General features: G+C 59.7%; 29 protein-coding genes and 1 pseudogene. 11 read left to right on the top strand and 19 right to left on the bottom strand.

Going from position 1 to position 26,067, the window contains the following annotated elements; all coding sequences use genetic code 11:
* Position 1: 1 nt before the first annotated feature.
* From nirB to RGCCGE502_RS14325, 6 genes are all read right to left on the bottom strand, one after another.
* Entirely contained in the window at positions 2-2,452 is a 2,451-nt protein-coding gene (gene nirB / locus RGCCGE502_RS14355) for a nitrite reductase large subunit NirB (protein ID WP_016554894.1), read from the bottom strand.
* Between the two features lie 17 nt (positions 2,453-2,469).
* Entirely contained in the window at positions 2,470-3,732 is a 1,263-nt protein-coding gene (locus RGCCGE502_RS14350) for an MFS transporter (protein ID WP_016554893.1), read from the bottom strand.
* A 317-nt stretch (positions 3,733-4,049) separates the two neighbouring features.
* Positions 4,050-5,264, bottom strand: a complete 1,215-nt coding sequence (locus tag RGCCGE502_RS14345; protein WP_016554892.1) for a CmpA/NrtA family ABC transporter substrate-binding protein — start codon at positions 5,262-5,264, stop codon at positions 4,050-4,052.
* On the bottom strand, positions 5,261-5,875 hold the full coding sequence (locus RGCCGE502_RS14340; RefSeq protein ID WP_016554891.1) for an ANTAR domain-containing response regulator: 615 nt from the start codon (positions 5,873-5,875) through the stop codon (positions 5,261-5,263). The genes RGCCGE502_RS14345 and RGCCGE502_RS14340 overlap by 4 nt, the downstream gene beginning before the upstream one ends.
* Positions 5,876-6,442: 567 nt before the next feature.
* Positions 6,443-6,931 (bottom strand): DUF1643 domain-containing protein, encoded by a 489-nt coding sequence (locus RGCCGE502_RS14330; RefSeq protein ID WP_016554890.1) that lies wholly within the window; start codon positions 6,929-6,931, stop codon positions 6,443-6,445.
* Between the two features lie 21 nt (positions 6,932-6,952).
* Positions 6,953-7,375, bottom strand: a complete 423-nt coding sequence (locus tag RGCCGE502_RS14325; protein WP_016554889.1) for a PAS domain-containing protein — start codon at positions 7,373-7,375, stop codon at positions 6,953-6,955.
* A gap of 642 nt (positions 7,376-8,017) precedes the next feature.
* Between RGCCGE502_RS14325 and RGCCGE502_RS34940 the strand changes: the two genes are divergently transcribed.
* On the top strand, positions 8,018-8,161 hold the full coding sequence (locus RGCCGE502_RS34940; RefSeq protein WP_016554888.1) for a DUF1127 domain-containing protein: 144 nt from the start codon (positions 8,018-8,020) through the stop codon (positions 8,159-8,161).
* A 179-nt stretch (positions 8,162-8,340) separates the two neighbouring features.
* Here RGCCGE502_RS34940 and preA read toward each other — a convergent pair whose 3' ends face one another.
* The 4 genes from preA to RGCCGE502_RS14305 all read right to left on the bottom strand — a co-directional run bounded on the left by preA (position 8,341) and on the right by RGCCGE502_RS14305 (position 13,402).
* Positions 8,341-9,654 (bottom strand): NAD-dependent dihydropyrimidine dehydrogenase subunit PreA, encoded by a 1,314-nt coding sequence (gene preA / locus RGCCGE502_RS14320; protein ID WP_016554887.1) that lies wholly within the window; start codon positions 9,652-9,654, stop codon positions 8,341-8,343.
* A gap of 15 nt (positions 9,655-9,669) precedes the next feature.
* The gene (locus tag RGCCGE502_RS14315; RefSeq protein ID WP_016554886.1) at positions 9,670-11,031 is read right to left on the bottom strand and encodes an NAD(P)-dependent oxidoreductase; all 1,362 of its coding nucleotides are present in this window, start codon (positions 11,029-11,031) and stop codon (positions 9,670-9,672) included.
* A gap of 367 nt (positions 11,032-11,398) precedes the next feature.
* Positions 11,399-12,406 (bottom strand): sensor histidine kinase, encoded by a 1,008-nt coding sequence (locus RGCCGE502_RS14310; RefSeq protein WP_016554885.1) that lies wholly within the window; start codon positions 12,404-12,406, stop codon positions 11,399-11,401.
* A gap of 201 nt (positions 12,407-12,607) precedes the next feature.
* Positions 12,608-13,402 (bottom strand): response regulator, encoded by a 795-nt coding sequence (locus RGCCGE502_RS14305; protein ID WP_016554884.1) that lies wholly within the window; start codon positions 13,400-13,402, stop codon positions 12,608-12,610.
* A gap of 296 nt (positions 13,403-13,698) precedes the next feature.
* Here RGCCGE502_RS14305 and RGCCGE502_RS14300 point away from each other — a divergent pair, with 296 nt between their 5' ends.
* Together RGCCGE502_RS14300 and RGCCGE502_RS14295 are read left to right on the top strand one after the other, a co-directional pair.
* A complete protein-coding gene (locus RGCCGE502_RS14300) occupies positions 13,699-13,860 on the top strand; it encodes a NepR family anti-sigma factor (RefSeq protein ID WP_246719852.1) in 162 nt (53 codons plus the stop codon).
* A gap of 8 nt (positions 13,861-13,868) precedes the next feature.
* Positions 13,869-14,423, top strand: coding sequence for an RNA polymerase sigma factor (locus tag RGCCGE502_RS14295; RefSeq protein WP_016554882.1), 555 nt, complete (start codon positions 13,869-13,871; stop codon positions 14,421-14,423).
* 84 nt (positions 14,424-14,507) lie between these two features.
* Here the strand turns inward: RGCCGE502_RS14295 and RGCCGE502_RS14290 are convergent, their stop codons facing one another.
* The 7 genes from RGCCGE502_RS14290 to hemP all read right to left on the bottom strand — a co-directional run bounded on the left by RGCCGE502_RS14290 (position 14,508) and on the right by hemP (position 19,486).
* Complete coding sequence (locus RGCCGE502_RS14290; protein ID WP_016554881.1) at positions 14,508-14,909, bottom strand: hypothetical protein; 402 nt, start codon at positions 14,907-14,909, stop codon at positions 14,508-14,510.
* Between the two features lie 9 nt (positions 14,910-14,918).
* On the bottom strand, positions 14,919-15,278 hold the full coding sequence (locus tag RGCCGE502_RS14285; RefSeq protein WP_176705701.1) for an ElaB/YgaM/YqjD family protein: 360 nt from the start codon (positions 15,276-15,278) through the stop codon (positions 14,919-14,921).
* Between the two features lie 142 nt (positions 15,279-15,420).
* Positions 15,421-16,212: a heme ABC transporter ATP-binding protein gene (locus tag RGCCGE502_RS14280; RefSeq protein WP_016554879.1), complete on the bottom strand. Its 792-nt coding sequence runs from the start codon at positions 16,210-16,212 to the stop codon at positions 15,421-15,423.
* A 10-nt stretch (positions 16,213-16,222) separates the two neighbouring features.
* Positions 16,223-17,335, bottom strand: coding sequence for a FecCD family ABC transporter permease (locus RGCCGE502_RS14275; RefSeq protein WP_016554878.1), 1,113 nt, complete (start codon positions 17,333-17,335; stop codon positions 16,223-16,225).
* 2 nt (positions 17,336-17,337) lie between these two features.
* A complete protein-coding gene (locus RGCCGE502_RS14270) occupies positions 17,338-18,234 on the bottom strand; it encodes a heme/hemin ABC transporter substrate-binding protein (protein WP_040674623.1) in 897 nt (298 codons plus the stop codon).
* A gap of 7 nt (positions 18,235-18,241) precedes the next feature.
* On the bottom strand, positions 18,242-19,294 hold the full coding sequence (locus RGCCGE502_RS14265; RefSeq protein WP_016554876.1) for a hemin-degrading factor: 1,053 nt from the start codon (positions 19,292-19,294) through the stop codon (positions 18,242-18,244).
* Between the two features lie 9 nt (positions 19,295-19,303).
* Complete coding sequence (gene hemP / locus RGCCGE502_RS14260) at positions 19,304-19,486, bottom strand: hemin uptake protein HemP (RefSeq protein WP_040674651.1); 183 nt, start codon at positions 19,484-19,486, stop codon at positions 19,304-19,306.
* Positions 19,487-19,670: 184 nt separating this feature from the next.
* Here hemP and RGCCGE502_RS14255 point away from each other — a divergent pair, with 184 nt between their 5' ends.
* From RGCCGE502_RS14255 to hmuQ, 5 genes and pseudogenes are all read left to right on the top strand, one after another.
* Positions 19,671-20,069, top strand: a complete 399-nt coding sequence (locus RGCCGE502_RS14255) for a hypothetical protein (RefSeq protein WP_439332341.1) — start codon at positions 19,671-19,673, stop codon at positions 20,067-20,069.
* A gap of 59 nt (positions 20,070-20,128) precedes the next feature.
* A complete protein-coding gene (locus tag RGCCGE502_RS14250; RefSeq protein WP_016554873.1) occupies positions 20,129-21,421 on the top strand; it encodes an energy transducer TonB family protein in 1,293 nt (430 codons plus the stop codon).
* Positions 21,422-21,532: 111 nt separating this feature from the next.
* Positions 21,533-21,940, top strand: a complete 408-nt coding sequence (locus RGCCGE502_RS14245) for a DUF2325 domain-containing protein (RefSeq protein ID WP_016554872.1) — start codon at positions 21,533-21,535, stop codon at positions 21,938-21,940.
* Positions 21,937-22,206, top strand: coding sequence for a hypothetical protein (locus RGCCGE502_RS14240; protein WP_016554871.1), 270 nt, complete (start codon positions 21,937-21,939; stop codon positions 22,204-22,206). The genes RGCCGE502_RS14245 and RGCCGE502_RS14240 overlap by 4 nt, the downstream gene beginning before the upstream one ends.
* Positions 22,207-22,215: 9 nt before the next feature.
* Positions 22,216-22,519, top strand: a pseudogene (gene hmuQ, locus RGCCGE502_RS14235) (heme-degrading protein HmuQ).
* A gap of 364 nt (positions 22,520-22,883) precedes the next feature.
* On the opposite strand, the gene RGCCGE502_RS14225 reads toward hmuQ, so the two are convergent.
* Together RGCCGE502_RS14225 and RGCCGE502_RS14220 are read right to left on the bottom strand one after the other, a co-directional pair.
* Entirely contained in the window at positions 22,884-23,252 is a 369-nt protein-coding gene (locus RGCCGE502_RS14225) for a DUF423 domain-containing protein (protein ID WP_016554869.1), read from the bottom strand.
* A gap of 7 nt (positions 23,253-23,259) precedes the next feature.
* The gene (locus RGCCGE502_RS14220) at positions 23,260-23,649 is read right to left on the bottom strand and encodes a group II truncated hemoglobin (RefSeq protein ID WP_016554868.1); all 390 of its coding nucleotides are present in this window, start codon (positions 23,647-23,649) and stop codon (positions 23,260-23,262) included.
* 131 nt (positions 23,650-23,780) lie between these two features.
* On the opposite strand from RGCCGE502_RS14220, the gene RGCCGE502_RS14215 reads away from it, so the two are divergent.
* The 3 genes from RGCCGE502_RS14215 to olsC all read left to right on the top strand — a co-directional run bounded on the left by RGCCGE502_RS14215 (position 23,781) and on the right by olsC (position 25,706).
* Positions 23,781-24,341, top strand: a complete 561-nt coding sequence (locus RGCCGE502_RS14215) for a TetR/AcrR family transcriptional regulator (protein WP_040674620.1) — start codon at positions 23,781-23,783, stop codon at positions 24,339-24,341.
* Positions 24,342-24,355: 14 nt separating this feature from the next.
* The gene (locus RGCCGE502_RS14210) at positions 24,356-24,697 is read left to right on the top strand and encodes an SMR family transporter (RefSeq protein ID WP_016554866.1); all 342 of its coding nucleotides are present in this window, start codon (positions 24,356-24,358) and stop codon (positions 24,695-24,697) included.
* A 163-nt stretch (positions 24,698-24,860) separates the two neighbouring features.
* Entirely contained in the window at positions 24,861-25,706 is an 846-nt protein-coding gene (olsC, locus tag RGCCGE502_RS14205; protein ID WP_016554865.1) for an ornithine lipid ester-linked acyl 2-hydroxylase OlsC, read from the top strand.
* Positions 25,707-26,067: the final 361 nt, after the last annotated feature.

Genomic DNA, 26,067 nt, shown 5'->3' with positions numbered 1-26,067 from the left:
TTCACTCCGCTGCCTGGGGGAAGCCGATGGTCGCCATCGGCTTGAATTCATGCTTGTCCTTGCCGGAGACGCGTTCCGACCAGGGGTCGACCTGGGCGAATTTCTGCGAGAAGACGAAGCGGTCGTAATAGGCCTTGCGCTTGTCGGCATCGCCCACGATCTGGCGGCGAATTTCCTCGAGGCCGACGCGCTTTGCCCACTTGTAGATGCGCTCGAGATAGCGGGCCTGCTCGCGGTACATCTGCGTCAACGCCACGATGTGTTCCACCGCCTCGTCTTCGGTCTTCACGAGCCCGAGAACCTCCGTGCCCTTGATGTCGAGGCCGGCGGCTCCGGCGAAGTGGATTTCGAAGCCCGAATCCACGCAGATGACGCCGATATCCTTGCAGGTCGCTTCCGCGCAGTTGCGCGGGCAGCCGGAGACGGCAAGCTTCAGCTTGGCCGGCGTCCACGAGCCCCACATGAATTTCTCGATGCGGATGCCGAGACCGGTGGAATCCTGCGTTCCGAAGCGGCACCAATCGGAGCCGACGCAGGTCTTCACGGTGCGCAGGCCCTTGGCATACGCCTGTCCTGAGACGAAGCCCGCCTTGCCGAGATCGGCCCAGACCGCCGGAAGATCTTCCTTCTCGATCCCGAGCAGGTCGATGCGCTGCCCGCCGGTGACCTTCACCATCGGGATCTCGAATTTGTCGACGACATCGGCGATGGCGCGCAATTCGTTGGAGTTCGTCACGCCGCCCCACATGCGCGGCACGACGGAATAAGTGCCGTCCTTCTGGATGTTGGCGTGGACGCGCTCGTTAATGAAGCGCGACTGGTAATCGTCGGCATACTCGTCCGGCCAGTCGCAGACGAGGTAGTAATTAAGCGCCGGGCGACACTTGGCGCAGCCGCACGAGGTCTTCCATTCGAGCTCTTGCATGACGGCGGGGATCGTCTTCAGGCCCTTGGCCTTGATCAGGCGGCGCACGTCGTCATGGCCGAGCTCGGTGCAGGTGCACATCGGCTGGACAGCTACCGGGTTGTAGCTGTCGCCGAGGGTCAGCGTCATCAGCTTCTCGACGAGGCCGGTGCAGGAGCCGCAGGATGCGGATGCCTTGGTGTGGGCGCGCACGTCGTCCAGCGACGTCAGGCCCTTGGACGTGATCGTCGAAGTGATCTTGCCCTTGCATACGCCGTTGCAGCCACAGATTTCCGCGTCATCCGGCAAGGCTGCAACGGCCGCCATAGGGTCCAGCGGCGACCCTCCCTGGTAGGCCTGACCAAAGATCAGCGTTTCGCGCATCTCCTTGATGTCGGTCTGTTTCTTCTTCAGATCATTGAACCAGGCGCCATCGGCGGTTTCGCCGTAGAGCACGGTCCCGATGATCTTGTTGTCCTTCAGCACGAGGCGCTTGTAGACGCCGGCGGAGGCGTCGCGCAGCACGATTTCCTCGCGGTCGTCGCCATCGGCGAAGTCACCGAGCGAAAACAATTCTATACCGGTGACCTTCAGCTTGGTCGGCGTGTCGGAATGCACGAAGGCAGCGGAGCGATCGCCCGACAGATGCGAAGCGGCGACGCGGGCCATCTCGTAGAGCGGAGCGACAAGGCCGTAGACCATGCCGCCGACTTCAGCGCACTCGCCGAGCGCCATGATGCTGCCGTCCGAGGTCAGCATGCCGTCATCGACGACGATGCCGCGGTTGACGGCAATCCCGGCATCCTTGGCAAGCCCGACGCTCGGACGGATGCCGACCGCCATGACGACTAGGGTTGCCGGAATGATGCGGCCGTCGTCGAGCTCGATGCCCTCGACCTTGCCGTTGCCGATAATCGCCTTGGTATTGGCCTTGCAGATGACCTTGATGCCGCGCTCTTCCACGGCCTTCTGCAGGAGATAGCCGGCAGCAGGATCGAGCTGGCGCTCCATCAGTGTTGGCATGACATGCAGGACAGTGACGTCCATGCCGCGAGAGGCAAGGCCTGCCGCCGCTTCGAGACCGAGCAGGCCGCCGCCGATGACGATCGCCTTTTCGCGCGACTGGGCGGCAAGCAGCATCGCCTGCACATCGTCGAGGTCGCGATAGGTGATGACGCCGCGCAGATCGTTGCCGGGCACGGGGATGATGAAGGGCACGGAGCCGGTGGCGATCACCAGCTTGTCGTAGCTTTCCGTGACGCCGTGATCCGAGGTGACGGTCTTCGCGGCACGGTCGATCTTGATGATCTTGTGGCCCTTGTAGAGGGTGATGCCGTGCTTGATGTACCATCCATCACCGTGGATGATGATCTCCTCGTAGTCCTTCTCGCCTGATAGAACCGGCGAGAGCATGATGCGGTCGTAGTTGACGCGCGGCTCGGCGTTGAAGATCGTGACCTGATATTGGTCTGGCGCCTTTTCGAAGAGGTGCTCGAGCATGCGCCCGGGCGCCATGCCGTTGCCGATGATAACAAGCTTCTCAGTCATAGTTTCAAATCCTCAGATCAGGTGGCAGCGACGGCTTGTGCGGAGAGGCCCTGGCGGTCGAGGCGCTTTACCGACAGATGCATCCAGACGAGCGAGATGACGACGATCGCGAAAAGCAGCATGAAGCAGCTCGACCAGAGGCCGGTCATGTCCTTGAGGAAGCCGAAGGCGATCGGCAGGATGAAGCCACCAAGTCCGCCCATCATGCCGACGATGCCGCCAACCGCGCCGACGCTCTCTGGATAGTAGGCAGGGATGTGCTTGTAGACGGCAGCCTTGCCGAGGCTCATGACGAAGCCGAGGGCGAAGATGACGACGATGAAGACGACAGGCGTGATGCCGACCGTTGCGCCTGCGCCGGCCGCGGGAAGCGACAGGATGAGCGTCGCGACGGCCGCGACTGCGAACATCACGTACATTACGCTGCGGGCGCCCTTCTTGTCGGAGACGACGCCGCCGAAGGCGCGGAAGATGCTGCCCGGGATGGAATAGGCGGCCGCGACCATGCCTGCAGTTGCCAGATTGAAGCCGTAAACACCAACCAGATAGCGGGGCAGCCACAGAGACAGGGCTACGAAGCCACCGAAGGCGAAGAAATAGTAGAGGGAGAAACGCCAGACCTGGACGTTCTTCAGCGGCGCGAACTCCTGTGCCAGGCTCTTGGAGGCAACCTTGCCCTCGCGGCGAAGGCGGAAGGCCGGATCATCGGTCGTGGTGAACCAGAAGACGATTGCCATCAGCGCCAGGCCGATTGCCCAGATCTGGGCAACGGCCTGCCAGCCCCAGGCGATCAGGACGAAGGGTGCCGCAAACTTGGTCACGGCAGCGCCGACGTTACCGGCACCGAAGATGCCAAGCGCTGTTCCCTGCTTTTGAGCCGGGAAGAAGGGCGAGACATAGGCGACGCCGACTGCGAAGGAGCCGCCGGCAAGGCCGACGCCGAGGCCGGCGATCAGCATCTGGGTGTAGGTCTGGGCGTAGGAGAGCAGGAAGGTCGCCAGGGCAGCGGCCAGCATGGTGAGCGTGTAGACGAGGCGGCCGCCATAACGGCCGGTCCAGATGCCAAGGACGATGCGGACGAGCGAACCGGTCAGGACAGGCGTCCCGACCAATAATCCGAACTCGGCCTCGTTCAGGCCGAGATCCTGTTTGATGCGGATGCCGATGATGGCGAAGATCGTCCAGACGGCGAAACAGAGGGTGAAGGCAATCGTGGACATCCACAATGCTTTGGCTGGTTCGCTGGCGGACATGGACTGCGTGTTCCTGATAACAGACATGGCTTCTCCGGGGCCCGACAAGGTCGTGCCGATCCATCGCTAGGGGTTAAAAACAAAAAGCCGCTGGTCAGGGCGCGCATGCACTAGACGTGCGCGAGATATCCTGATCAGCGGCTTTGCTGTGGGCGCCCGTCGTTGGACGCGGAATTCTTGGCTTCTTGGCCTGCTTGTAACGAAGCAAGGCGCGTGCCACTTTATTTAAGTTATTGTTTTTGCATGGGTAGCATTGATCACGAAGACCGGAGCAGTATTATCTGCGCCAACGCGTGCGCAGCAATCGCCCTAAAAATTGTGCAATGCATATAAAATGAGCACGATTAGATGCGAGCCTGACTGGCGATATAGCTCTCGATGTCGACGGGATCAAACAGGCCGCCGTCGAAGAAACCGTCCGGCCCCAATGTTAGTGCGCCGCTTGAACCGACGGGTGTCTCTATCTTAAGCGCGCCTTCCACCTTGGAGCTTGCCGCCGGCATGGCAATATTCAGCGCCTTCAGGGCATTTCGGTAGATATCGGGCCTGTAAGTGTCGTTGGCGATTTGCTCATGGTCTGGCGTATGCCGGATTTGTCCCCACCGAACCATCTGCGTATAGAACCACAGAGCGTGGCTCTTCCAGGGAAAGGTCGCCGCCTTGGCGTTGGGGACGAAAAAGTCCCTGATGCTCAGCGTTTTGTGTCCGCCGATTTGCAGAAGGCCGGTTAATGCCGGCAGCAGGCTTTCTGCGGCCCGATCCACGTAGGCAGGTCTCGCCAGCAGGTCGGCAAGTTCCTCTTGATTGCCGGGAGCGGCGCACCAAAGTGAGGCCTTGTAAAGGGCTCGCAGGAGAGCCGCCAGGGCTTCGGCGTGGCCATCGGCCCATCGGCCGTTGACGCCAAGCACCTTCTCCGGACTCGATTTCCAGATAGCCGCCTTCACTGTCGCCAGGTGCGCTCCGCTGTGGAGCACGCCGAGCGTATTCCAGGGCTCGCCGGCGCAATAACCGTCGATCAGACCCGATGTCATCGCATCAGCCATATCGGGCGGCGGCAGGATGCCGATCTCTACATCCTCCTCGGGGTCGATGCCGCTTGCTGCCAGCCAGTAACGTAGCTCGTAGTTATGGCCTGAATAGGGGTGGACGACGCCGAAGCGCAGTCGTTCTCCTTTCCTGTTGTCGACCACCCTGCGCAAGGCGAGACCGCTGGAGATGGCATCAAGATCCGGCGAGGCGCCGCATTCGGCCATATCGCTCCACAGGCCCGCAGAAACGGTCACAGCATTGCCGCCAAGTCCAAGCGCCATGGGCACGATCATACGCGGCGCCGGTGCGGTCAGTCCGAGATTGCAGGCGATCGGCATGGGGGCGAGAATATGGGCCACGTCGAAATGGCTGACCGCAAGCCGGTCGCGAATCGTCGCCCAGGAGCGTTCACGCACGAGCGTCAGCGCGATGTCCTGTTCGGCGGCAAAGCCCTTTTCCTTGGCGACGACCAAAAGCGCGCTATCGAGAAGCGGCAGGAAGCCAGCGGTAATCTGATGCGTGCTTGTCATGCGTCGGTTCCCGGATCGAGGAGGATTGCGGCTGTGATCAGGCTCTGCGCGATCTCGACGATCTTCCTGTTCTGGTTCATGGCCGTGCGCCGCATAAGCGCATAGGCCTCATCTTCGCTCAGCCCGCGGGATCGCATCAGCAACCCCTTGGCGCGGTCGATCAGCTTGCGGTTTTCCAGTTCGCCGCGCGTTTCCTCGAGCTCGCGGTTCAGGCGCGAGAAGGCGTTGAAACGGCTGATCGCCATCTTGAGGATCGGGCGGACACGCTCCTGCTTCAGGCCGTCGACGATGTAGGCGGAAACGCCAGCTTCAACGGCGGCCTCGATGGAGGCTTCGTCCGACTTGTCGACGAACATGGCAATGGGGCGTTTTACCGCGCGGGAAATCTGGAAGATGCTTTCCAGCATGTCGCGGTTCGGGTTCTCGAGGTCGATGACGATGACGTCAGGGTTGATTTCCATGATGCGCCTTGCAAGGCCATTCATGTCATCGATGAGCGTGACGTTGTCATAGCCCGCCTCGCGCAGACCGACTTCGATGATCGACGCCCGAATGCTGTTCTCATCGATAACGAGCACGTTGAGGTCGCTGGGCTTGGCAAGAGGGGTCATTATGCGTCTACCGCTGTGTACTCGTGAGACGCATGGAGCGGACCGTCTTTGATGTCAGTTTGACCGGAAGGGATCATGGCTTCGTCGCAAACGTCCTTGGGTTTTGAGGTCATGCACAGACTCTCGCGAGGCGCATTGCTTGCGCGATGTTCGCCTTAAAATCAAGCTGTTTTGTGGAGCGCCTAATTATTGAGCTTTTGAGATCGGGCGAGCATCTCGTCCTTTGTATCTTACTTTGTCCGGGCAAGCCGTAGTTACATCGCCTTTCAAATCCAAGGAGAGAGAAAACAATTGCGACACATGTCGGGTGTTCTCTGAGACCGTAACGCAAATGGAGAAACCAACCACCGTGTTCACATTTTTGCTTGTCATGGCCGCCACAGCTATCGCGCTTGCTGGTAGCGTGTTCGCCTCTCGATCGGTTGACGTCGCTCTTTCGGTCATCCCCGCGAAATACCGTCCCAGCCAAAAGCAAGCTCTTCGGGACGAGCTTCGGTGAACGCAGGGACTGCCACAGGTCACATGCTTCATTTGTCGCGTTTGGGCTGGGTTGCCAAGTTTTCCAGTTCAGATCCAAAACGGCTTTGGTTCAGCGGTGGCAGAAATATATAGCGGGTGTGAAGGATGCCCGTTGGATGTAAGCTTGAGTGCGCAGCACCGGGACGTCCGGAGCATTTCGAAAACTCTGGAACCACGTCCGAGGTAAGCGCCGTGTCTTCCCCAAGCGCAGACGATTTGGCTGTAGTCCTTAGCGATCCTGCGAAGATAACGATCGTTCGCCGGTCCAACAGGATCGGTGTGTTCGTAGATCAAACTTGGAGAGGTCGATCTCAGTGCAAACAGGTTGCCGACCACGAGACCGCCGAATCCCCACGACCTAGCGAAGGTGATGCATCGACGAAGGGTCGGGTCGTCGTCGCGTGCGTTCGCGGTGGAGGGGTTGAGCATCAAGAACGCAACTGTTTTCTTCAGCGGGTCCCATTGGCGCTCGAGCCGGTACCGGTAGCAACCGCATCTTGAAAACGCTGCTGACGAGATGATGAAGTTGTCGCTCATTCGCCATTTTCCACTCGGCCGTCAGTGATGGACCGTCGCCGTTGACGCCTCGCTTTCGAGGATGACGATGCCGGAATAAAGAATTGGCGTGCCGTCGCGATCGCGAAAGCATCTGCCAAATGCAGCCACCCGCATGTAATGATTGTTTGCTGCCATGACACGGTAGACAGACTGCTGCGGTCGTTCGCCAACGATTGTTTCGGTGATGGCTTTCGCCAGCTTCGGTCGATCTTCTGCGTGGACACGGTCCAGATACGACTGAAGCGGCAAGCCGCGCATGGTTTCCTCGGCAGCCAGTCCGAACAGTTCCGCAAGCGCGGCGTCGGCGTAGACGAGATCTTTGGTCATATCCCAAGTGAAGATCCCTGCATCCTCTGTTTCGGGGTCGGACAGGTCTATCGCGAAGATGCGCTCGGTGTCCGGTTTGTCGGCGTCCGGCTTCATGGATCCTCCAATTACAAAGGTTTTAGAGCGTAATCGCTGTGCGGCAAGGGGAGATCATTCCTGGGTCCGTCTCAGTAGGACCGCAGTAAGTCATCGCTCAATGTGAGGACTTCCATAGTTTATCTCCAGCTGCTACTTAGGCGGTCGAAATGCGGCCCTGTAAGAGGTTATATGACTGACGCGACAAACAGCATTGCAGCAACGAAAGCGCATGTCACCTTGCGTAGCGATCTGACGGGAACGTTGGCTTTTGTCTTTGTTGCCAGTCTTGCAATACTTGTCTGGGCGGGATGGGGAAAAACAAGCGACGTAGATGGGACGGTCCGGCCAATAGGTCCCAATCCGCAAATCAGCGCTCACCAGTAATAGTGCCTGTTTTAGCGGCTCGCTCAGGCGGTCGCCGGCGGTCAAACGCCGCTAGTGAACCTCGTGCTTTCCACGAGAGAAGCGCCATCAAGGCGAGCGTTCAGCGATGTCGGTCAACACCCGCCTGACTTTTGAAGACATGCGTTGCAAGCATGGCTGGGATCGATTCTTGGCGCTCCAATCCCCCACATGGCGCCACTATATGAGGGTCATCGAAGTAATCGAAGCGCCAACGACTGGCAGCTAACTTCGAAAGCCCAAGGAAAGGGGATTATCATGAATGTAGCACGTTCTTTCAACAATTGGCGCAAGTACCGTCAGACGGTCTCCGAGCTTGGCCGGATGAGCAACCGCGAACTGCACGACCTCGGCATCAATCGTGCCGACATCGAGACGGTAGCAAGGGCTGCCGCGCGCTAAGTAGCGCTATTTGCAATGGTTTCGAAGCGCTCGTCTTTTCAGGCGGGCGCTTTTGTTTGTGCGGGCGCACGCGGTCGACGGTGAGACGCGTGCCCAGCGGCTCTGCTTCTCCTCATTCCTGTGCTTGGCCCAGGAATGAGGAGTAAAGGGCCGCGGAGAACCCGCGGCGCTACAGTCCATCACTCCGCGGCCTGTCGAGCCATCGGGTTGTTCGGATGGGTCGTCCAGTTTGCATAATTTGGATCGACGATCTTGCCGGTGCGCTTGTCGAGATCGCCAACCGGAAGCTGCTCCATGGTGATGCAATTCTCGACAGGACAGACGTTGACGCAGAGATTGCAGCCGACGCATTCCTCTTCCATCACCTCGAACTGCCTGACGCCATTCACGAACTGGGTGATCGCCTGGTGCGAGGTATCCTCGCACGCGATGTGGCAGCGACCGCACTTGATGCAGGCATCTTGGTCGATCTTCGCCTTGGCGATGTAGTTGAGGTTGAGATACTGCCAGTCGGAAACATTCGGGACCGCGCGACCCGTGATGTCGTCGAGGTTGCGGTGGCCCTTGGCGTCCATCCAGTCAGAGAGACCGGTGATCATCTCCTGGACGATCTTGAAGCCGTAGGTCATCGCCGCCGTGCAGACCTGCACGTTGCCGGCGCCGAGCACCAGGAACTCGGCCGCATCGCGCCATGTCGTGACGCCACCGATGCCTGATATCGGCAGGCCATAGGTTTCCGGATCGCGGGCGATCTCGGCCACCATGTTAAGCGCGATCGGCTTGACGGCCGGTCCGCAATAACCACCGTGGCTGCCGCGCCCGTCGATCGACGGTTCCGGAGCAAAGGTGTCGAGATTGACCGAAGTGATCGAGTTGATCGTGTTGATCAGCGATACGGCGTCGGTGCCGCCGGCTTTGGCGGCCCGCGCCGGCTTTCTGATATCGGTGATGTTGGGCGTCAGCTTGGTGATGACGGGCATGCGCGTGTACTGCTTGCACCAGCGCACGACCATTTCGATATACTCCGGCACCTGTCCGACCGCGGAGCCCATGCCGCGTTCCGACATGCCGTGCGGACAGCCGAAGTTGAGCTCAATGCCGTCGGCGCCGGTCTCCTCGACCAGCGGCAGGATTGCCTTCCAGGCATTCTCCTCGCAAGGAACCATGATCGAGGCGATCAGCGCCCGATCCGGCCAGTTCATCTTCACCTGCTTCATTTCGCGCAGGTTGGTGTAGAGGTCGCGGTCGGTAATGAGCTCGATGTTGTTGAGACCGAGCAGGCGGCGGTCGGCGCCCCAGATCGCGCCGTAGCGCGGGCCGTTGACGTTGACGACGGGCGGGCCTTCCTCACCGAGCGTCTTCCAGACAACGCCGCCCCATCCGGCCTTGAAGGCGCGTTCGACGTTGTAGGCCTTGTCGGTCGGCGGTGCCGAGGCAAGCCAGAATGGGTTGGGCGACTTGATGCCGACGAAATTATTGCGGAGATCAGCCATTGTTCATTCTCCCATTCACGCGACGGCAACGGCCGGCTGCGCGCCCGCAGCAAGCACACGGTTGATGGATTCAGCGGCGTCGCGCCCTTGCGCGACCGCCGAAACGGTCAGGTCGTCACCGCCGACGACGCAGTCGCCGCCGGCCCAGACACCGTCGAGCGAGGTCTTGCCATCCGCATCGATGGCGATGCGGCCGGATTCCATGCGCAGTGCACCGAGGCCTGACGCCTCAAAGGTCTGGCCGATCGCCTTGAATATCTGATCAGCGGCGATGACACCGGTTTCGCCCGTCGTCGACAGGCGGCCATCGACGAGCTTGGTATATTCCACCTCGATCGCCGCGACCTTGCCATCCTGTGCAAGAATCGACTTCGGCGCCAGCCAATGGCGGATTATGACGCCCTTGGACGTGGCAAGATCCTGCTCGAATTCCGAGGCGTTCATGTGCTCCTTGCCGCGGCGATAACAGATCGTCACCTCTTCGGCGCCGAGGAGCTTGGCCTGCACGGCGGCATCGATGGCGGTCATGCCGCCGCCGAGAACGACGACGCGGCGGCCGATGGCAACGTCGCCCTTGTCTGTGGCCTGGCGCAGGCCTGCGATGAAGTCGACGGCATCATCGACGCCGGCCAGGTTTTCGCCTTCGACACGAAGCGCATTGACGCCGGCAAGGCCGATCCCGAGGAAGACGGCATCATATTGCGACTGCAGATCGGCGAGCGAGAAATCGCGGCCGAGCAGTTGGTCGTGACGGACTTCGATGCCGCCGATCGCAAGGACGTAGTCCACTTCCTTCTGGGCGAAGTCATCGACCGCCTTGTAGGTGGCGATACCGTATTCGTTGAGGCCGCCGGACTTTGCCTTGCCATCATAGATGACGACGTCATGGCCTTTTACGGCGAGGCGGTGAGCGGCGGCAAGGCCAGCCGGACCGGCGCCGACCACGGCGACCTTCTTTCCTGATGAGGCGGCGCGGCTGTAGAACTGTCGATCCGCCTGCATGGCGGTGTCGGTGGCGTAGCGCTGAAGGCGACCGATTTCGACAGGGCGTTCCTCTGCCGTGTTGCGCACACAGGCTTGCTCGCATAGGTCTTCGGTGGGACAGACGCGGGCGCACATGCCGCCCAGAATATTCTGGTCGAAGATCGTCTTTGCCGAGCCGATCGGATTGCCGGTGGCGATCTGCCGGATGAAGAGCGGGATGTCGATGGAGGTGGGACAGGCCGTCATGCACGGCGCGTCGTAGCAGAAATAACAGCGGTCAGCTGCGACCAGCGCCTCGTGCTTGTCGAGGCGCGGATGAAGATCGGAGAAATTCGACTCATACTCAGCGGGCGAAAGCCGGCCGGCACGAATCCCAGTTCCCAGTCGTTCCATTGAAGTTCCCTCATTATTGGTAAACGGCCAGTGAGGGAAAGCGTAACTCAGCTTCAAAAATTTATCAAACGGTAAAATTTTAGAAGCTTTTGGTATCTATGCATCTGTTTTTATACCGTTATTTTCTTTTGAGCCGAGGGCCATCAGGGCCTGTTCTCGCCCCGCAAATAAAAAAGTAAAGAAATCGATATTTTTCTGAGAAGCGCCGGGAACCATTTGGATACCTGCTCGTTACTGCGATATCCAAACGATGACCGCATCGACCCAACATGCGCGCCCCCAACCCATCGTTTGGACGTACTCACGGTCCCCTCCCGGTGAGTGAAAGAACAGCCGGTGCGCCGCCCTCGCACTGGCTGTTCTTCGTTTAGCGCATGGCGGCTTTTTGAGGGGGGCGCCTAAGAATTTCGAATTCGGCGTCGGGGATTGTCAGGTTATATTCGATCCGTCCCGGTACCAGCGTCAGCTCGGCCTTGCCGTTGACAGAGGAGGGTACGACACGCTCCAGCACCGTTTTACCGAAGCTGTTCTCGCTGAATTCATGAATCTCGGCGGGATCGCACAGCGTCTCCGTCCATGAAATCTCGATGGCCCTTCGTCCGGTCGAGGCCACTTCGCGGCACGTCAGAGTGACGGCAGGCTTGCTGCCGGCGATTGCTCCGTAGGAGGCCGAGTTGACGATCAATTCGTGGAGCGCCAGGCCGACGTGCACGGCGGCATTGGGAGTGAGGTGGACGTTTATCCCGGAAATCGGCAGCGGTCCCGCGGTCTCCGGCCAGTACGGTGCGAACTGCTTTTCAGCCAGTTCGAAGAGGAAGGCACCACGCCAGCTGGAGTCGGTAATCAGGTCCTGAGAATTCGACAGCGATTGCAGCCGGCCCCGGAATTTCATCAGAAAGCTATCCAGTGATATGGTGTTGCGGGCTGTTTGGGTGGCAATGCCCTGGATAATTGCGAGAAGGTTCTTTGAGCGGTGGGAGAGTTCGCGAAGAAGGGACTTCAGCACTTTCTCGCGATGCCGCGTTTCCGTTACCTCTGAGATGACGGAAAGGATTCCGACCGGTTGATCGCCACCGGCGCGTTCGATTTTCAACTCGTAGGTGCGCATTTCACCGTCGATCGAAATGTCGACCTCGGTCGTAGCAGGTCTTCCGGTTTCGAATACCTGCTGCTTCAGTTTCGCCAGATTGGCTCCCTGCAGCTCGCCGAAAAGATCGGCGTCGGTTCCGCCTGGTATCGCCAGTGACTGGAAATGCGGAGGGAGGTTATCGGCATAGGTGATCGATAGGCGAGGATCCTGGTAGATTACGCAGATCCCTGCACTGGCGAGGGCTCGCTGCAGCAATACTGCTTTTTCTTCCAGCGCGAAGGGCATGCCGGGCACTGGTTCATTCGTATTCACCTAGTCGCCTTTCCCATGTTGATCTTCTCTCAGTCGCCCCTGAGAAAGATGCCCTTCGATAGGGAAGCTCATCCTAGAGTAAAGCGCTGAAACAAAACCTTAAGGCGGAAGAGCGTCTCGGATTCACCCGAAACGCATCCCCGTTTCCTTTTGTTCCTCTAAGGCGCCATTTCCTCAGGCAGCGGCCTTGGTGGATTCGTTGAAGAAGAGCGCCTGACTGATCAAGGCCTTGACCATGTCAGGATTGAACGGCTTCGTGACCAGGAATGTCGGCTCCGGTCGTTCGCCGGTCAGCAATCGCTCCGGAAAGGCGGTGATGAAGATCACCGGCACGCTCGCGGTCTTGAGGATGTCGTTGACCGCATCGATGCCGGAACTGCCGTCGGCAAGCTGGATGTCCGCAAGAACCATGCCCGGCCGGGTCCTATTGTAAAGCGCAACTGCTTCGGCGTGGGTACGCGCGATGCCGGTGACGCGGTGGCCCAGGCTTTCTACCATCTGTTCGATGTCCATCGCGATTAGCGGCTCGTCCTCGATGATCATGACATCGGTCGCAACCTGGCGAGAGATTTCGCGTGATGCGCTGTCGAGCAGGCCGACCACTTCATCTTCTTCTACGCCCAAGATCTCGGCGATCTCTCCGACGCGAAAGTTTTCAACAGAGGCCAGGATAAAGGCCTGACGGGCGCGCGGCGAAACCTTGGCGAGGTTCAGCGTTGCGCGCTGCTCCCACGCGTAAGGCGACGTCGGTTCCGGAATCTGGACCGTGACGGAACCAAAGAGCGTGGTGAAAAGTTTGTACAATGCGACGCGGTCATCCGCAGTATCCGGGAAAATGGATATGTCGGTGATGATCGCCTCAAGCACGGCAGCGACGTAGGCGTCGCCTGAGGTCTGCGTTCCGGTAAGCGCGCGGGAATAACGACGCAGGTAAGGAAGGTGCGGCGCGATTCGAGTCGAAAGTGTCATTTATAGCTCCCACTAGAGGCCCGAGCGGCCCTCAATGGCGATTAAAACGTCACGGACTGTAAAAATGTTCCTGAGAAGTAGGAACTTTTTTTCCCTGGCAGCATTATGGTGCCTACAACAGAGGGCTCATCGCATTTGTTCCATGGCACCTGACGGGGTGTTCGCCAATCAGTCGGCCCAAGCGGCTGAATTAGTTAAGACGAACTTGAGGCGGGCGGCAGGACGGGCGAATAACAGAAGTAAAGTGACGATTGATGACGACACGGAAGAATGAAAAAGATCGGCAGCGGCTGGAAATGCGCGCAAGCGATATACTGGACCCCAACAGCCAGATCGGGGTGAAGTTGCGATCGCTTTATGCTGCCGTGCAGGAAGAGGCTATTCCGGACCGCTTTCTCGACCTGCTCGAGAAGCTGGATCAAGCCGAACTTGTCGCTTCGGCCAAAGCCGCGAAGTAGGTGGCTCCATGGAAAAGCAGCAACCGAGCTTCAAACGCGAACTTCTCGCGTCTCTTCCCAGCCTCCGAGCCTTTGCCATCTCGCTGATCGGCCGCCACGATCGGGCCGATGACCTTGTTCAGGACACCATCATGAAGGCCTGGGCAAAGCAGGACCATTTCGAGATGGGTACGAACATGAAAGCCTGGCTATTTACGATTTTGCGCAACGAGCTTTACAGTCAGATGCGCAAGAGCGGCCGCGAAATCCAGGATAGTGACGGCTTGTTCACCGAGTCGATGGCGATGCACCCGTCGCAGTACGGTGCGCTCGACCTTCAGGATTTCAAGAAGGCACTCGACCAATTGCCCCCCGATCAGCGTGAAGCGATTATCCTCGTTGGGGCTTCGGGCTTCTCCTACGAGGAAGCCGCGGAAATCTGCGGGTGCGCCGTCGGCACGATCAAGAGCCGCGTTAACCGCGCCCGTCAGCGCCTCCAGGAGCTTCTTCAGATTTCCGGCGAGGCCGATTTCGGACCGGATGCGACGTCGTCGCCGCTGACCTCCAAGGCTTTCGCTTTCTGAATTCTGCACATCTCAGCGATCAAAGGCCGGCTGCCTCGGGGCGCCGGCCTTTTTCGTGAGAGTTGATTGCAGCAATGCGGGCCGTCAATCGTCCCGCTTGGAACCCATGAGGTTGGCTGCCACGATTGCTGCGAGCACTCCGGCGGTCAACAAGGGTTGCGCGCGGACGAGACCAATGCCGACTGCGGCGAGTGATTCCAGTGCCTGCTTGCGTTCCTGCGCGCGGCGGGCTTCCTGCGCGTTGATCACCATCATGATGACGAGGACTACGATCGCGATCAGCAGTGCTGCGGCGGCCAGGAACAGGGCTGCGCCGATCGGTCCATAAATTCCCGATAGCCATATCGCGCCAGCAACGACCGCGAGCGTGTAGGCGGTCAACAAAAGCACGGCGGCAATCGCCACGAAAATACCGTTGCGCTTGGTCCGCGCAACGGTCCGGTGAACACTCGTGCCTACCAGCAGGCTGAGAATCGGGAAGAGCATCGAGCCTCCTTAACGGCGGGCAAGGAGCGCGAGGACCAGCCCAAAGGCTGCCGCTGCGCCGACGGTGGCGAGAGGATGCTTGCGTACCGTGTTGCGCATTTCATGCGCGCCACGAAGGTAGCCTTCCTGCAATTCGTGGATCAGGTCTTCGCTGCGGGCGACGAGATCGTCATAACCTGCCGCCGCCTGATAGCGAATGCGATCGCTCGACTTGCGAGACTGCTTTCCGGCAATCTTCGTCAGCGCTGCGATCTCCTCGCGAAGAGACTCGATCTGCTCTTCGATGGTGGATTCGATGTTGTGAAGCGTGCCGCCATTACGCCGGCTGCGAATGGGGTGGAGGAGCGAAGAGGCCACGATTTTCTCCATCGGTAAGGCGCGCTCTGGCGCGGCCTGGTTCAACACAGGGCCGCCGCCGACGTTTGCATGAAGATTGTCGCCCGGCAATGACCCACATCGTCAATTGCTTAACGTCGTCGCCTAGCAAAAAGTTCCGCTACGCTGGATTGTGTCAGGCCTGGATCGCACTATGAGCAAGCACAAAAGGTGTGCCATCCGCCGGAACCTGATTGATCCGCAACGCGCAACCAAAGACGGATTCCATCGTCTCGTCCGTCAAGACATCGCGGACGCTGCCGCTGGCAGCTACTTGTCCGGATTTCATCAGGATGATCCGGTCGGCAAAAAGCGCGGTCAGGTTGAGGTCGTGCATGACGGCGATGACGCCGCCACCGGCCTCGCAGAATTTGCGCGCCAGCGTCATGATGGTCAGCTGGTGGCTGATATCGAGGCTGGATACCGGCTCGTCAAGCAGAAGCCAGCAGGGGGTGCCGTCGATGACCGGATCGGCGATCTGGCAGAGAACGCGGGCGAGTTGAACACGCTGCTGCTCCCCACCCGAAAGCTCCTGGTAGAAGCGGCCTTCGAAACCCTCGAGATCGACGGAGGCCAGCGCATTGGCAGCAGTCTGCTCGGCCTTCTCCGGATTGCGATTGACACCGGCGGTCAAGCCCATCCGGACCACTTCGCGTACAGTGAACGGAAAGGAGATCGAGCTTGCCTGCGGCAGCACGCCCCGCATTGTCGCCAGCTGCCACGGCTGCAGCCGGTTGACTTCCTGCCCATTGAAAGCAATGGAGCCGGAGTAAGGAAGTTCACCCGAGACCGCTTTCATCGTCGTCGTCTTGCCCGAACCGTTCGGGCCGGCAATCGCGGTCAATTGACCCGCTTCCGCAGTGAACCCGACCTGACTAACAATGGTCTTGCCGGAAAGGCGCACGGAAACGCCGGATACTTCAATCATTGCTCAACACTCAAAGGGCAAGGCGTGCGCGATGCCGCAACAGGATCCAAAGGAAGAACGGGCCACCGACAGCTGCGGTAATGATGCCGATCGGCAGCTCGGCGGGCGCAACGATGGTTCTGGCAAGGACATCGGCGAAAATCAGCAGCGAGCCGCCGAGCAGCGCCGAGGCCGGTAGCAGAAAGCGGTGATCGGGGCCGATCGACATGCGCAGTACATGCGGAACGACGATGCCGACGAAACCGATACCGCCGCTGACGGCGACCGAAGCACCCGTTGCGGCGGCAACGGTGACGATCGCGATGTTCTTCAGTCGCTGAACAGGCACACCCATGTGAAAGGCCGTGGCTTCGCCGAGCGTGATGGCATTCAGGCCACGCGCCATGAAGGGTATCGCGGCGAAGGAAAGAAGAATGATCGGGCCAGCTGCGGCAATCTTTGCCCATGTCGCTCCGGCAAGCGAGCCCATGCCCCAGAAGGTGAGGTCGCGCAGTTGCTGATCGTTGGCCATGTAGATCAGCAGGCCGGTAAGCGCACCGGCAAGCGAGCCGAGCGCGATACCGGCAAGCAGCATCGTGGCGACCGAGGTCTGGCCGTTGCCGGTTGCAATCCGGTACAGCAACCACGTGCTGGCAAGGCCGCCACCGAAGGCCGCGATCGGCAACGCGTAGATGCCGAGTAGCGTGTAGAGCGGAGCTGCAAAGGTGCTGGCGAGCACGATGATAACGACTGCTCCGAGACTTGCCCCAGAGGAGACGCCGACCAGCCCGGGGTCCGCAAGCGGATTGCGGAACAGGCCCTGCATGATGGCGCCCGAGACGGCCAGCGAGCCACCGACGAGGAAACCCAGGATGGCGCGGGGCATGCGGATATCAAAGATGATGATCCTGTCACGCGCGTTCAGCGCTTCGTCGGAGCCGGCGATGTTTGCAATGACATCGACAAACGAGGCGTTGGAGGCGCCTGTCGTTACTGAAAACAACAGCGACAGGAGGGAGCCAGCCCCAAGCAGAAGGATCGCCAACAGAGCAAGGCGACTGCGGTCGCCCGCCCTGTGAAGTTCCCGGAGACCTGCCAGCGAAAACATGGCGCGCTTTTGTCCCATGGAGTCCAAGAGAGCCATCATCAGCTCCCGTAGATCGCCGCGTTCAATTCGCGAACGGCGCTCGCGGTGCGGGGGCCGAAGCCGAGGAGATGCAGACCATCCATACGAATGATCGCCTTTTTCTGCGCGGCGGGCGTCAGGGCCAGTGCCGGCTGCTTGAGGAGGTCTTCGTTCGTGGTTCCGGATCCATCGCCGCGGTTCATCATCAGGATGACATCAGGCTTGGCTTCGACGATCGCCTCATCAGTGAGGGGCTTATAGCCGGGAAAGTTGCCCACGGCGTTGACCGAACCGGACAGCTTGATGATGCCATCAGCAGCGGTGCCGGTGCCAGAGGCCATGATCTTGCCGCCCTGCATGCTCAAAATGAAGAGGATGCGCTTGCGCTCGCTTTCGGGCCGCTTGGCGGCGTCGGCGATTGCCGCGTCGAGATCCGCACCGACCTTGTCCTCCAGCGCTTTTGCCTTGTCGGACTGACCGAGCAGATTGCCGACCCGGTCGATCTTGGCGAGGATGCCTTCGCGGGTATAGGCATTGGGCACGGTCTCGAAGGGGACGCTCGCGCCCTTGAGTACGTTCAGGGCTTCCGGAGGACCGGATCCCTCGATGGCGATGATCGCCGTCGGGTTCATCGCAAGAATGCCTTCCGGCGACAGCGCGCGCATATAGCCGACATCGGGCAGCTTCGTTGCCGCTTCGGGATACATGCTGGTCGTGTCGCGCGCGATCAGGCGGTCCTGCTCACCAAGCGCGTAGATGATCTCGGTGACGTCACCGCCGACGGAGACGAGGCGGCTCGTATCCAGCTTGTCGGCGGCCAGCACATTCGGCGCAGCAGCGAGCGACAACGCGATCGCCGCCACCGAAAACGCCATCGCCCGAAGCCGCTTGCTTTGCGGTTCCTTACGCATCGTCATCTCCCGCTCAAGCCGCGACGCTGGTTCCTGCGCGCGGCAGGTTTTCCATGATGGCGCGCCAATCGTCGCGCTCGTCAGCGCCTTCCTTGCGCTTGCCGAAGAACTGGATGATCATTTCGCCCTCGGCATTGTAGGCCTCGAGCGAGGTCACGTGGCCGTCCTTCGTCGGCTTGCGCACGGCCCATGTCTCGGCGATGTGATCCTGCCTGAGGTGCAAATGGAAGGTCGGGTCGAAGATGTTGATCCACGGACCCATCGGCTGCACGTTGAAGATCGGGCCGGAATGGATCTGGACGATGCCATTGTTGGCGACAAAGCACATGACCGGCAGGCCAGCCTTGACCGATGCGTGCATCATCTCCGCCGTCGCCGCGTTGTCGAGCTGCCACGCATAATCGTCGCCGACGGTGCGAACGGCGGCCTGGCGGCCGATCTTCAGCTTGCGCAGCATGCCGAAGAATTCGTGCGTGTCGGTGAGCTTGCTCCAGTGCCCCCGCAGTTCCTCGCGAGTGACTTCGCCGCTCTCGTCCATCGAGGTGGACGTCGGATCAGCGACGAACTCCTGCGACTGGTCGTCGAGCTTCAGATCGCGGACGATGGCGTGATAGGCCTTCACATCAGAGTTCGGGCGAAGATGGATTTTGTGAATAGCGTTGCCGGCCTTGTCGAAGTACTGCAGGCTCAGGCGTTCCTGGTCGCCGTCCTTCTTGGAGACTGCGAAAGCATGCGCCCAGCGGGTTGGGAAAATACGCAGGTCGATGTTTTCTCCAAGCACGATCGAGGCGTGCGGTCCGGCAGTGATGTTTTCGTAAACGCCGATCTTTTCGTGAACGGCGCTTTCGTTACGGGAAAGGGCCATGACTTCGCCGAGTTCAGCGACCCTCTCCAGAAGCTTCAAGGCGCTGCCGTCGATACGGGTCGCGCTGATGCCGACCTCGGCTGCAACTAACGCGGCTTCCGGAATCTGAAGCTGAGCGGCGATGTCACGCTCGCGCATCTTCGGATTCTCTGCACGGAATGCGCGAATGTCGGCGGGAGCCGGTTTCGTGGTTTCAGTCATGTCCTAGCCCTACTTATTGAGAATGAGTTTGCCCTGACGGGTGATTTTCATGCGGTAGACCACGCCGTCGTGACGGATCATGATCTCGGTCGCTCCGCGAAAAATGTCCGCACTCTCCAAAACGCGCATTTCTGCCGTTGGTTCGCGCTGCAGCGACGCGTGACTAAAGCTATCTGGCTTCTCAACCATCATTTCCGGTCGGTTATTTCCGCTTGATCCGCGGCGCGCAACGCCGGGAAAATCCATTATTATCTTGACTCTCATAGTCATCATTTTTTATTGACGCAATAGCGGAGTTTAAGTCAAGTTTTAGGTTCTACTGATGGAAGGAATGGCGGTGAGCAAGGTTGCGGCGCTTTTGACGAGCGGTCTAATCATGGTTGCGGGTGCTTCGCAGGTTCTTGCTCAGGATGCCGCCGCAGCATCGCCGTCCAAGGGGCTCGAGGTCGAGTTGAATGGCCTAGCGCCCTCGCAGAAGGGCTGCATGATGACCTTCGTCGCAATCAACAATCTCGCCGTGCCGATCAGCAAAATCTCTTTCGAGCTTGCTTTCTTCAACGACAAGAATGCGGTGGACCGGGTCACCGTACTGGATTTCCGCGACCTTCCACAGGGAAAGAAGCGAGTGCGTCAGTTCGATATGCCGAACGTCAAGTGCGAGACCGTGACGCGCCTGCTGATCAACGACGCGCTGATCTGCGATGGGCCGGCCTCGGGTGAATGCATGAAGGGGCTCGTCACGCGTTCACAGGTTTCCGTTCCCTTCGAGGGTTGAGTGGTTCGCCGGCATGACAGCCGGCGATTTTCTGTTTCAACTGGCCGAGGCAGGCGCAAATGGCAGTTTCAGCAAAATCCAAATCGAGAGTTATTCTCGTCGAGGAGCCGGTCGCCGATAGCGGAATGAACGACAACATGCCCGGAATGCATCCCGGGCATGAATTGTCTGATCTTCGCAATGCGCCACGCCAGCCAGCCGCCGAAGTCTCCATTCACTACGCCCGTCTGGCGTTGATCGAATCCTTCCCGCAGGATCCGCAGAGCGCAAGCGACAGCGTCGCGGCGGCGGCACCGTCGCTGGATGCGACCCCCGAAAAGGAAGCGGGCGCCGAGCCACGTCAACGCAATGTGATAGTGGCTTGCCTGGGCTCCTTTGCTTGCCATGTGGCGGTCATTGCGATGCTCGTCGTTGGATTTGTGGTCACACCCCACGATCCGGTCGAAGAAGCGGGCGAGGTGGTGAGCGTCATCATCCTTGGAGATTCGGATGCGGATCAGGCGGCGGCGGGCGAGAAGGCCGAAGAGCTGCAGCCCGAGCAGATCGTGGCCGAGACGGTGCAGACGCAGACCGTGCAGCCGAGCGCCGCTACACCGACGGAGACCGCGCCTACCGAGCCGGTGGCCGTTGCGCCCGTGCAAGAAGTTACCCGCGTCTCGCCGGAGAGTGCCGTTGCCGCCGAGCCTGAAGTTTTGACCTCGCTGTCGCCGGCTGAAACATCCGTCGTGCAGCCGATGGCGACTGAAGTAGCGCCCGCAGTTCCTGCGCAAACGCCTCCGGTTGCGCAAGCGGCGACGGAACAAGTCAAGCCGGTTCAACCAGTCGAAACGGCGACGATCGCTCCCGAGCCGGATAAGTCGACGCCTGACGCCAAGCCGAAAGCGGAAAAGCCCGTCAAAAAGCCGATCGAGAAGAAGGAACCGCCGAAGAAGGCTAAACCATCCGCTGGATCGGGCGGTGAAAACAAGCAGGATTCCAAGAGAGGGGCCGCCGACGGGACCGAGACGGCAACGTCGAACCAGAATTCGCGCGGCGCTGGCAGCAGTGGCGGTGCTGGGAGCGCGGCCGTTGCCAATTATCCCGGCAAAGTGCAGTCCCGGATCAAGCGCTCGGTCAGGGTGCCGTCGGAATACAAGCGCATGAGCGCATCGATGAGTGTCCGCGTTCGCCTGACAATCGGCGCCAGCGGCGATTTGAGCGGTCTTTCGATCGCGCGAAGCTCAGGGATTCCTGAGCTGGATCAAGCTGTTGTCGAGGGTATCCGGCGCGCTGCGCCATTCCCTCCGCTCCCTGCAGAGTGGGGCAAACCGGTCTGGTCGTTCACCCAGGACGTCCAGGTGACGGGTCGCTGATAAAATATGACTGTTATAATCAACTTTATACTTTACTCTAAAATCAAGTTTAATAAGGTCCCCCGGCACACGCAGGAATCGTGTGACGATCAACGAGCGAACGGGTGGGCAATGGCTCGAAAGACGAAGAAGGGTTCCAACCGCGAGATCCGCGTCAGCGCTGATATCGAGACGGTTCAGGAAACGTCCGGGCGGTCCAAACTTGATGGACGCAGCTTCCTGTATGTCGGTGGACGGGACTGCCAGGTGGCGCATCTTCGTCAGATCGCAAGCAGCTTTGGAGCAGAGCTGATCCACCACGATGGCGGTCTGCGCGAAGCGGTCTCGCGCATCGACACCGTGCTTCCCTCTGTCGACTGCGTCTTTTGCCCGATCGACTGTATCAGCCACGATGCCTGCCTGCGCGTGAAGACCGGCTGCAAGAAGTTCGGCAAGGCCTTTATACCGCTTCGGAACGGCAGCAAGTCCAGCCTGGAACGTGCGCTGCAGACCATGAACGAACGAGACAATTCCCGATGAATGAAGAACGCCCTGACGGGGTCATGATGATCGGCCTGCACAAGCTCGCCGCTCAAAGAGGCGACGGCCTTGTGCCGGAGCTCTACGATCTGCTCTTGCGGAACGCGGAGCGACGCCGAGACTATCCCAACGTGTCCGAATTTCCGCTGTGGGAGGCAAGAATGCCCGGGCAGGAGCCGGAGAAGCCACTTGGTCTGGAGGCTGCGAACGGCAATAATGTCGTGGCCTTCGCGCCTGTGCGGACCGGCACAAAAGGGAAGGGATAAGGATTCTCCATGTATATTGCGATGAACCGATTCAAGGTTGCGATCGGATTTCGAGGATGTTTGGCGCAACCGCGATTCCAGCCTTTCCAAGGTTCCCGGCTTTGTCGAATTTCGCCTGCTGCGTGGAAGGACGAATGCCGAGGAAGACTACACCCTGTTTTCCTCGCATACACTCTGGCGGAGCGAAGACGACTTCGTGAACTGGACGAAGTCTGAGAACTTCCGCGCTGCGCATCGCAGCGCCGGCGAGCGCAAGTCGATGTACAAGGGACCGCCGGTTTTCGAAGGCTTCAATGTGGTGGCTGGCATCTAACCGCCGAATTGGATCCGGATCGCGCGGAGGTCTTGCCGGTTGCCGTCGCTTGGTCTCGATGAAATGCTAGCCTTCTATCGCGAGGCGCTTGGCTTTGACCGGATCATTTATCAGTCTCCGGATTATCTGATGTTTCGCCGAACGAGATGGAGCTGCATTTCGGGCTCGTTGGCGAGCGGGCGCCGTGCGAGGCGACGGCCGTCTATTGGTGCGGCGGTCGGAGAGCCGCGCTCCATGCCGAGCTCAAGAAAGACGAGCGGCGCGCCTGACGGGCACTTGAGCGCCTCCGCGCGGCATGGAAGACTTCTATGTCCATGACCCTCACGGCAACCTGATGCGGGGCGCATACCGGTCAGCTGATCGATCAGCTTCGGTGAAAAAAGGCGCCCGCCGCGATCGCTAGCCAGCCGAACATCATGGCAAATCCGCCTGTCGGCGCGGCCATTGGGAACAATCCGGAACCTGCATAGCGCAACGCGACGAGATCGCCCGCAAAGAGAAGTGTACCCGCGCCTATTAGTATGCCGGCGAGCCATGCAGTGCGGAGTCTTTCAGCCCCGATGGCAAGGGCGAGCAGGGCAGGGGCGTGCGCCAGGCACATTGTCGAAGCCGACGCAACCAGATGCGCTTCGCCGCCACCGTGCGCCGCAGCAGCCGCCAGTGCCACGCCGGCAAAGCCGAACAGACCGGCGAATAGGTAGAATAGTGGTGCGATGCGCGTGTTCAGCGTCATGGTTGTTCTATTCCTTGTTCTGCATGTGATAGGCAAGTCGCTCGATCGGCGGCAGGACGATTTCGCGCAGCTTCGGGTTGGCGACGGTTTCCTCAAGCGCGCGGCGGAAGCAGAGAAGCCATTCATCGCGCTCCACAGGACCGATCTTCGCAACAAAGTGCCGGCTTCTGAGGCGCGGATGCCCACGCTTTTCGGTATAGAGTGGCGGTCCGCCGAGATACCCCGTCAGGTATTCGTAGAACTTCTCCTCGCTGCCTGCCAGCGCCGGCGGGTGGACCGCGCGAACGTGTTTTGCCTCCGGCAACGCATCCATGAGCTCGTAGAAGCGGTGCGTCAGCGCACGGACGACGGCGTCGCCGCCGATTGCCTCGTAAAGCGTGATGACTTTTTCCGTCACGGTTCCGTTCCTCAAAATTCTTTAATGCCTTGGGAAAAGGGGAACTGCAACCGCCAGAAATAGTCCGCGGCAATTCGTCATCGCACCACAAGTTACTTGACAAAACCGTCTGGACGGTATCTTTTATAATCATGTCACTCGCTCATCACCGCCGTAAGCAGCCTCTCGTCGTACGCCAGCAGTTGCTGGACGTAGCTGCGCGACTGACGATGGAGGACGGCATGGCCGCCCTGACGCTGGATGCCGTTTCTGGTGCTTCGGGTGTGAGCAAAGGTGGGCTGCTCCATCACTTCCCGACGAAGAACGCCTTGCTTGACGCGCTTTTCGAGAGCCTCCTCGATCGTTTTGATGTGGATATCAATGAGCGCATGCGCGAGGACCCGGTGCCGCATGGCCGTTTCAGCCGGGCCTATCTGCATGCCGTCGCTGATCTCAGGGACAGCCCCGACGAGGCTGCCCACTGGGCGCAAGTGACCGTCGCGCTGCTTGCCGAGCCGCGACTTCGGCAGCGCTGGCGCGAGTGGATACAAGAGCGGACCGAAGAATACGTGGGTACGGATTCGTCCGTCGACGCGCAGATCGTTCGGTTCGCGGCCGACGGCCTATGGCTTGCCGACATGCTCGGTAGTTATGACGACGGCGGCGATCGCCAGGCGCTGATTGCCCGCCTTGTCGAATTGACCAACAAGTAAAGTAGGATCGCGCCATGGCTCCCGCTGCAGTCTACGCCCTGCTCTTTGCTGCGATCGTGCTCGAGGTTATCGGCACAACGGCACTGCAGTTGTCGCAGCAGTTTACCCGGGCCGGGCCGACGATTGTCCTGGTTGTCTGCTACGCGGCTGCATTCTATTGCCTGTCGATGACATTGAGGATCATTCCCGTCGGTATCGCCTACGCGATCTGGAGCGCGCTCGGCATCGTGCTGATATCCGCGGTCGGCCTCATCTATTTCAAGCAACGGCTCGATCTGCCGGCCATCCTTGGCCTGGGGTTGATCATTGCCGGCGTGCTGGTGGTCAACCTTTTCTCGAAATCCATATCCCATTGATTTTGTCCGTATCCGGACTTATCTGGCTAACGAACTTGACCCGCTACGGCGCGGCAGATGTCGTCGCGACATTTTGACCACCGCTGCGCGGGCTTGTGAAAAATGGAGCCATCTCCATATCTTTTTGAACTTTTCACGGCTTATCCTACGCATTGGACAACCCATGGCCGACGGCACCGCTCACGCAGGTCTTTCCGAAACTCCAGCTTCTCCCGCGAAGGGCCAATCCTTCAGTACCGTCGGCATCGAGCCGATGGGCCGGCCGAGCGCTATCACCCGCTTCTTCATGGGTATCGTCGCCTGGGCGGAAAAGCTTAACTTCAAATATGCAAAGCTCGGTAATCCGCCGGTCTATGATAACGCGACCTTCCCTTGGGCCGCCGAGGTTGAAAAGGCCTGGCCGCAGATCCGCGCCGAGCTTGACCGCGTGCTCCTGCGACAGAGTGAGCTACCGACATTCCAGGATATCTCGACTGACGTGAAGTCGATCTCCAGCGATAACGGCTGGAAGACATTTTTCCTGGCCGGGTTCGGCTTGAAGTCGGAGCAGAACATCAAGGCTTGCCCGCAAACCTGGCAGGCGGTGCAGAAGATACCGGGACTGAAAACCGCCATGTTCTCGATCTTCGAACCCGGCAAACATCTACCGGCTCACCGCGGCCCTTACAATGGTGTGCTTCGCTTGCATCTCGGCATGATCGTGCCGGAGCCAGCAGACAAGCTCGCTATCCGGGTCAAGGACCAGATCTGCCACTGGCAGGAAGGTAAGGTCCTGATCTTCGACGACGCCTACGAACACGAAGCCTGGAACCACACGGACAAGACTCGCGTGGTGCTGTTTGTCGATTTCGTGAAGCCGTTGAAATTCCCGGCGCGCCTCGTCAACTGGGCACTGATGAACGTCGCCGTGTTCACGCCCTTCATTCGAGAAGGGCTGGATAACCACAAGGAATGGGAAAAGAAGTTCTACGCGGAAGCGGAAGCCTTCAGGAACAGGCCGCAGAACTAGCGATCATTTCCGGAAGTGAGAAAGAGGCCCCGCACATGCGGGGCCAGTTGATTCAGGATCAGTCGAGAACCTGAGCATGGAGGGCCGTTGTTCCCGAAAACACGGCACTCGTAGGAGACACGCTTGAAGCCAAGGCGTCAGATAAAGTGATCGGAGATGCCTCGAGCCTGAGCCGATGGAAAGGGGTCTCGAGGCCGTTGGCCGCGCATGCGCTGATATGGTACTTCCAGCAGTGCTAATATGTGCCGTTTTCGTTAAGGAGTGCTGGATCGAAATTGGCGTTCGGCGAGTTCGTCCTGCGCGCAAATGACATTGACCTGAGCGCGCCTGCGCAGCATTGGCGCAAGCAATGTCTGCGTCG

The sequence above is a fragment of the Rhizobium grahamii CCGE 502 genome, from assembly GCF_000298315.2.
GTDB lineage: Bacteria > Pseudomonadota > Alphaproteobacteria > Rhizobiales > Rhizobiaceae > Rhizobium > Rhizobium grahamii.
This window is presented reverse-complemented; position numbering and strand designations above follow the sequence as displayed.

Excerpts from the sequence above, each read along its gene's own strand:
- nirB (WP_016554894.1), bottom strand. The coding sequence starts at position 2,452 with ATGACTGAGAAGCTTGTTATCATCGGCAACGGCATGGCGCCCGGGCGC.
- RGCCGE502_RS14350 (WP_016554893.1), bottom strand. The coding sequence starts at position 3,732 with ATGTCTGTTATCAGGAACACGCAGTCCATGTCCGCCAGCGAACCAGCC.
- RGCCGE502_RS14345 (WP_016554892.1), bottom strand. The coding sequence starts at position 5,264 with ATGACAAGCACGCATCAGATTACCGCTGGCTTCCTGCCGCTTCTCGAT.
- RGCCGE502_RS14340 (WP_016554891.1), bottom strand. The coding sequence starts at position 5,875 with ATGACCCCTCTTGCCAAGCCCAGCGACCTCAACGTGCTCGTTATCGAT.
- RGCCGE502_RS14330 (WP_016554890.1), bottom strand. The coding sequence starts at position 6,931 with ATGAGCGACAACTTCATCATCTCGTCAGCAGCGTTTTCAAGATGCGGT.
- RGCCGE502_RS14325 (WP_016554889.1), bottom strand. The coding sequence starts at position 7,375 with ATGAAGCCGGACGCCGACAAACCGGACACCGAGCGCATCTTCGCGATA.
- RGCCGE502_RS34940 (WP_016554888.1), top strand. The coding sequence starts at position 8,018 with ATGAATGTAGCACGTTCTTTCAACAATTGGCGCAAGTACCGTCAGACG.
- preA (WP_016554887.1), bottom strand. The coding sequence starts at position 9,654 with ATGGCTGATCTCCGCAATAATTTCGTCGGCATCAAGTCGCCCAACCCA.
- RGCCGE502_RS14315 (WP_016554886.1), bottom strand. The coding sequence starts at position 11,031 with ATGGAACGACTGGGAACTGGGATTCGTGCCGGCCGGCTTTCGCCCGCT.
- RGCCGE502_RS14310 (WP_016554885.1), bottom strand. The coding sequence starts at position 12,406 with ATGCCCTTCGCGCTGGAAGAAAAAGCAGTATTGCTGCAGCGAGCCCTC.
- RGCCGE502_RS14305 (WP_016554884.1), bottom strand. The coding sequence starts at position 13,402 with ATGACACTTTCGACTCGAATCGCGCCGCACCTTCCTTACCTGCGTCGT.
- RGCCGE502_RS14300 (WP_246719852.1), top strand. The coding sequence starts at position 13,699 with ATGCGCGCAAGCGATATACTGGACCCCAACAGCCAGATCGGGGTGAAG.
- RGCCGE502_RS14295 (WP_016554882.1), top strand. The coding sequence starts at position 13,869 with ATGGAAAAGCAGCAACCGAGCTTCAAACGCGAACTTCTCGCGTCTCTT.
- RGCCGE502_RS14290 (WP_016554881.1), bottom strand. The coding sequence starts at position 14,909 with ATGCTCTTCCCGATTCTCAGCCTGCTGGTAGGCACGAGTGTTCACCGG.
- RGCCGE502_RS14285 (WP_176705701.1), bottom strand. The coding sequence starts at position 15,278 with ATGGAGAAAATCGTGGCCTCTTCGCTCCTCCACCCCATTCGCAGCCGG.
- RGCCGE502_RS14280 (WP_016554879.1), bottom strand. The coding sequence starts at position 16,212 with ATGATTGAAGTATCCGGCGTTTCCGTGCGCCTTTCCGGCAAGACCATT.
- RGCCGE502_RS14275 (WP_016554878.1), bottom strand. The coding sequence starts at position 17,335 with ATGGCTCTCTTGGACTCCATGGGACAAAAGCGCGCCATGTTTTCGCTG.
- RGCCGE502_RS14270 (WP_040674623.1), bottom strand. The coding sequence starts at position 18,234 with ATGACGATGCGTAAGGAACCGCAAAGCAAGCGGCTTCGGGCGATGGCG.
- RGCCGE502_RS14265 (WP_016554876.1), bottom strand. The coding sequence starts at position 19,294 with ATGACTGAAACCACGAAACCGGCTCCCGCCGACATTCGCGCATTCCGT.
- hemP (WP_040674651.1), bottom strand. The coding sequence starts at position 19,486 with ATGATGGTTGAGAAGCCAGATAGCTTTAGTCACGCGTCGCTGCAGCGC.
- RGCCGE502_RS14255 (WP_439332341.1), top strand. The coding sequence starts at position 19,671 with ATGGTTGCGGGTGCTTCGCAGGTTCTTGCTCAGGATGCCGCCGCAGCA.
- RGCCGE502_RS14250 (WP_016554873.1), top strand. The coding sequence starts at position 20,129 with ATGGCAGTTTCAGCAAAATCCAAATCGAGAGTTATTCTCGTCGAGGAG.
- RGCCGE502_RS14245 (WP_016554872.1), top strand. The coding sequence starts at position 21,533 with ATGGCTCGAAAGACGAAGAAGGGTTCCAACCGCGAGATCCGCGTCAGC.
- RGCCGE502_RS14240 (WP_016554871.1), top strand. The coding sequence starts at position 21,937 with ATGAATGAAGAACGCCCTGACGGGGTCATGATGATCGGCCTGCACAAG.
- RGCCGE502_RS14225 (WP_016554869.1), bottom strand. The coding sequence starts at position 23,252 with ATGACGCTGAACACGCGCATCGCACCACTATTCTACCTATTCGCCGGT.
- RGCCGE502_RS14215 (WP_040674620.1), top strand. The coding sequence starts at position 23,781 with ATGTCACTCGCTCATCACCGCCGTAAGCAGCCTCTCGTCGTACGCCAG.
- RGCCGE502_RS14210 (WP_016554866.1), top strand. The coding sequence starts at position 24,356 with ATGGCTCCCGCTGCAGTCTACGCCCTGCTCTTTGCTGCGATCGTGCTC.
- olsC (WP_016554865.1), top strand. The coding sequence starts at position 24,861 with ATGGCCGACGGCACCGCTCACGCAGGTCTTTCCGAAACTCCAGCTTCT.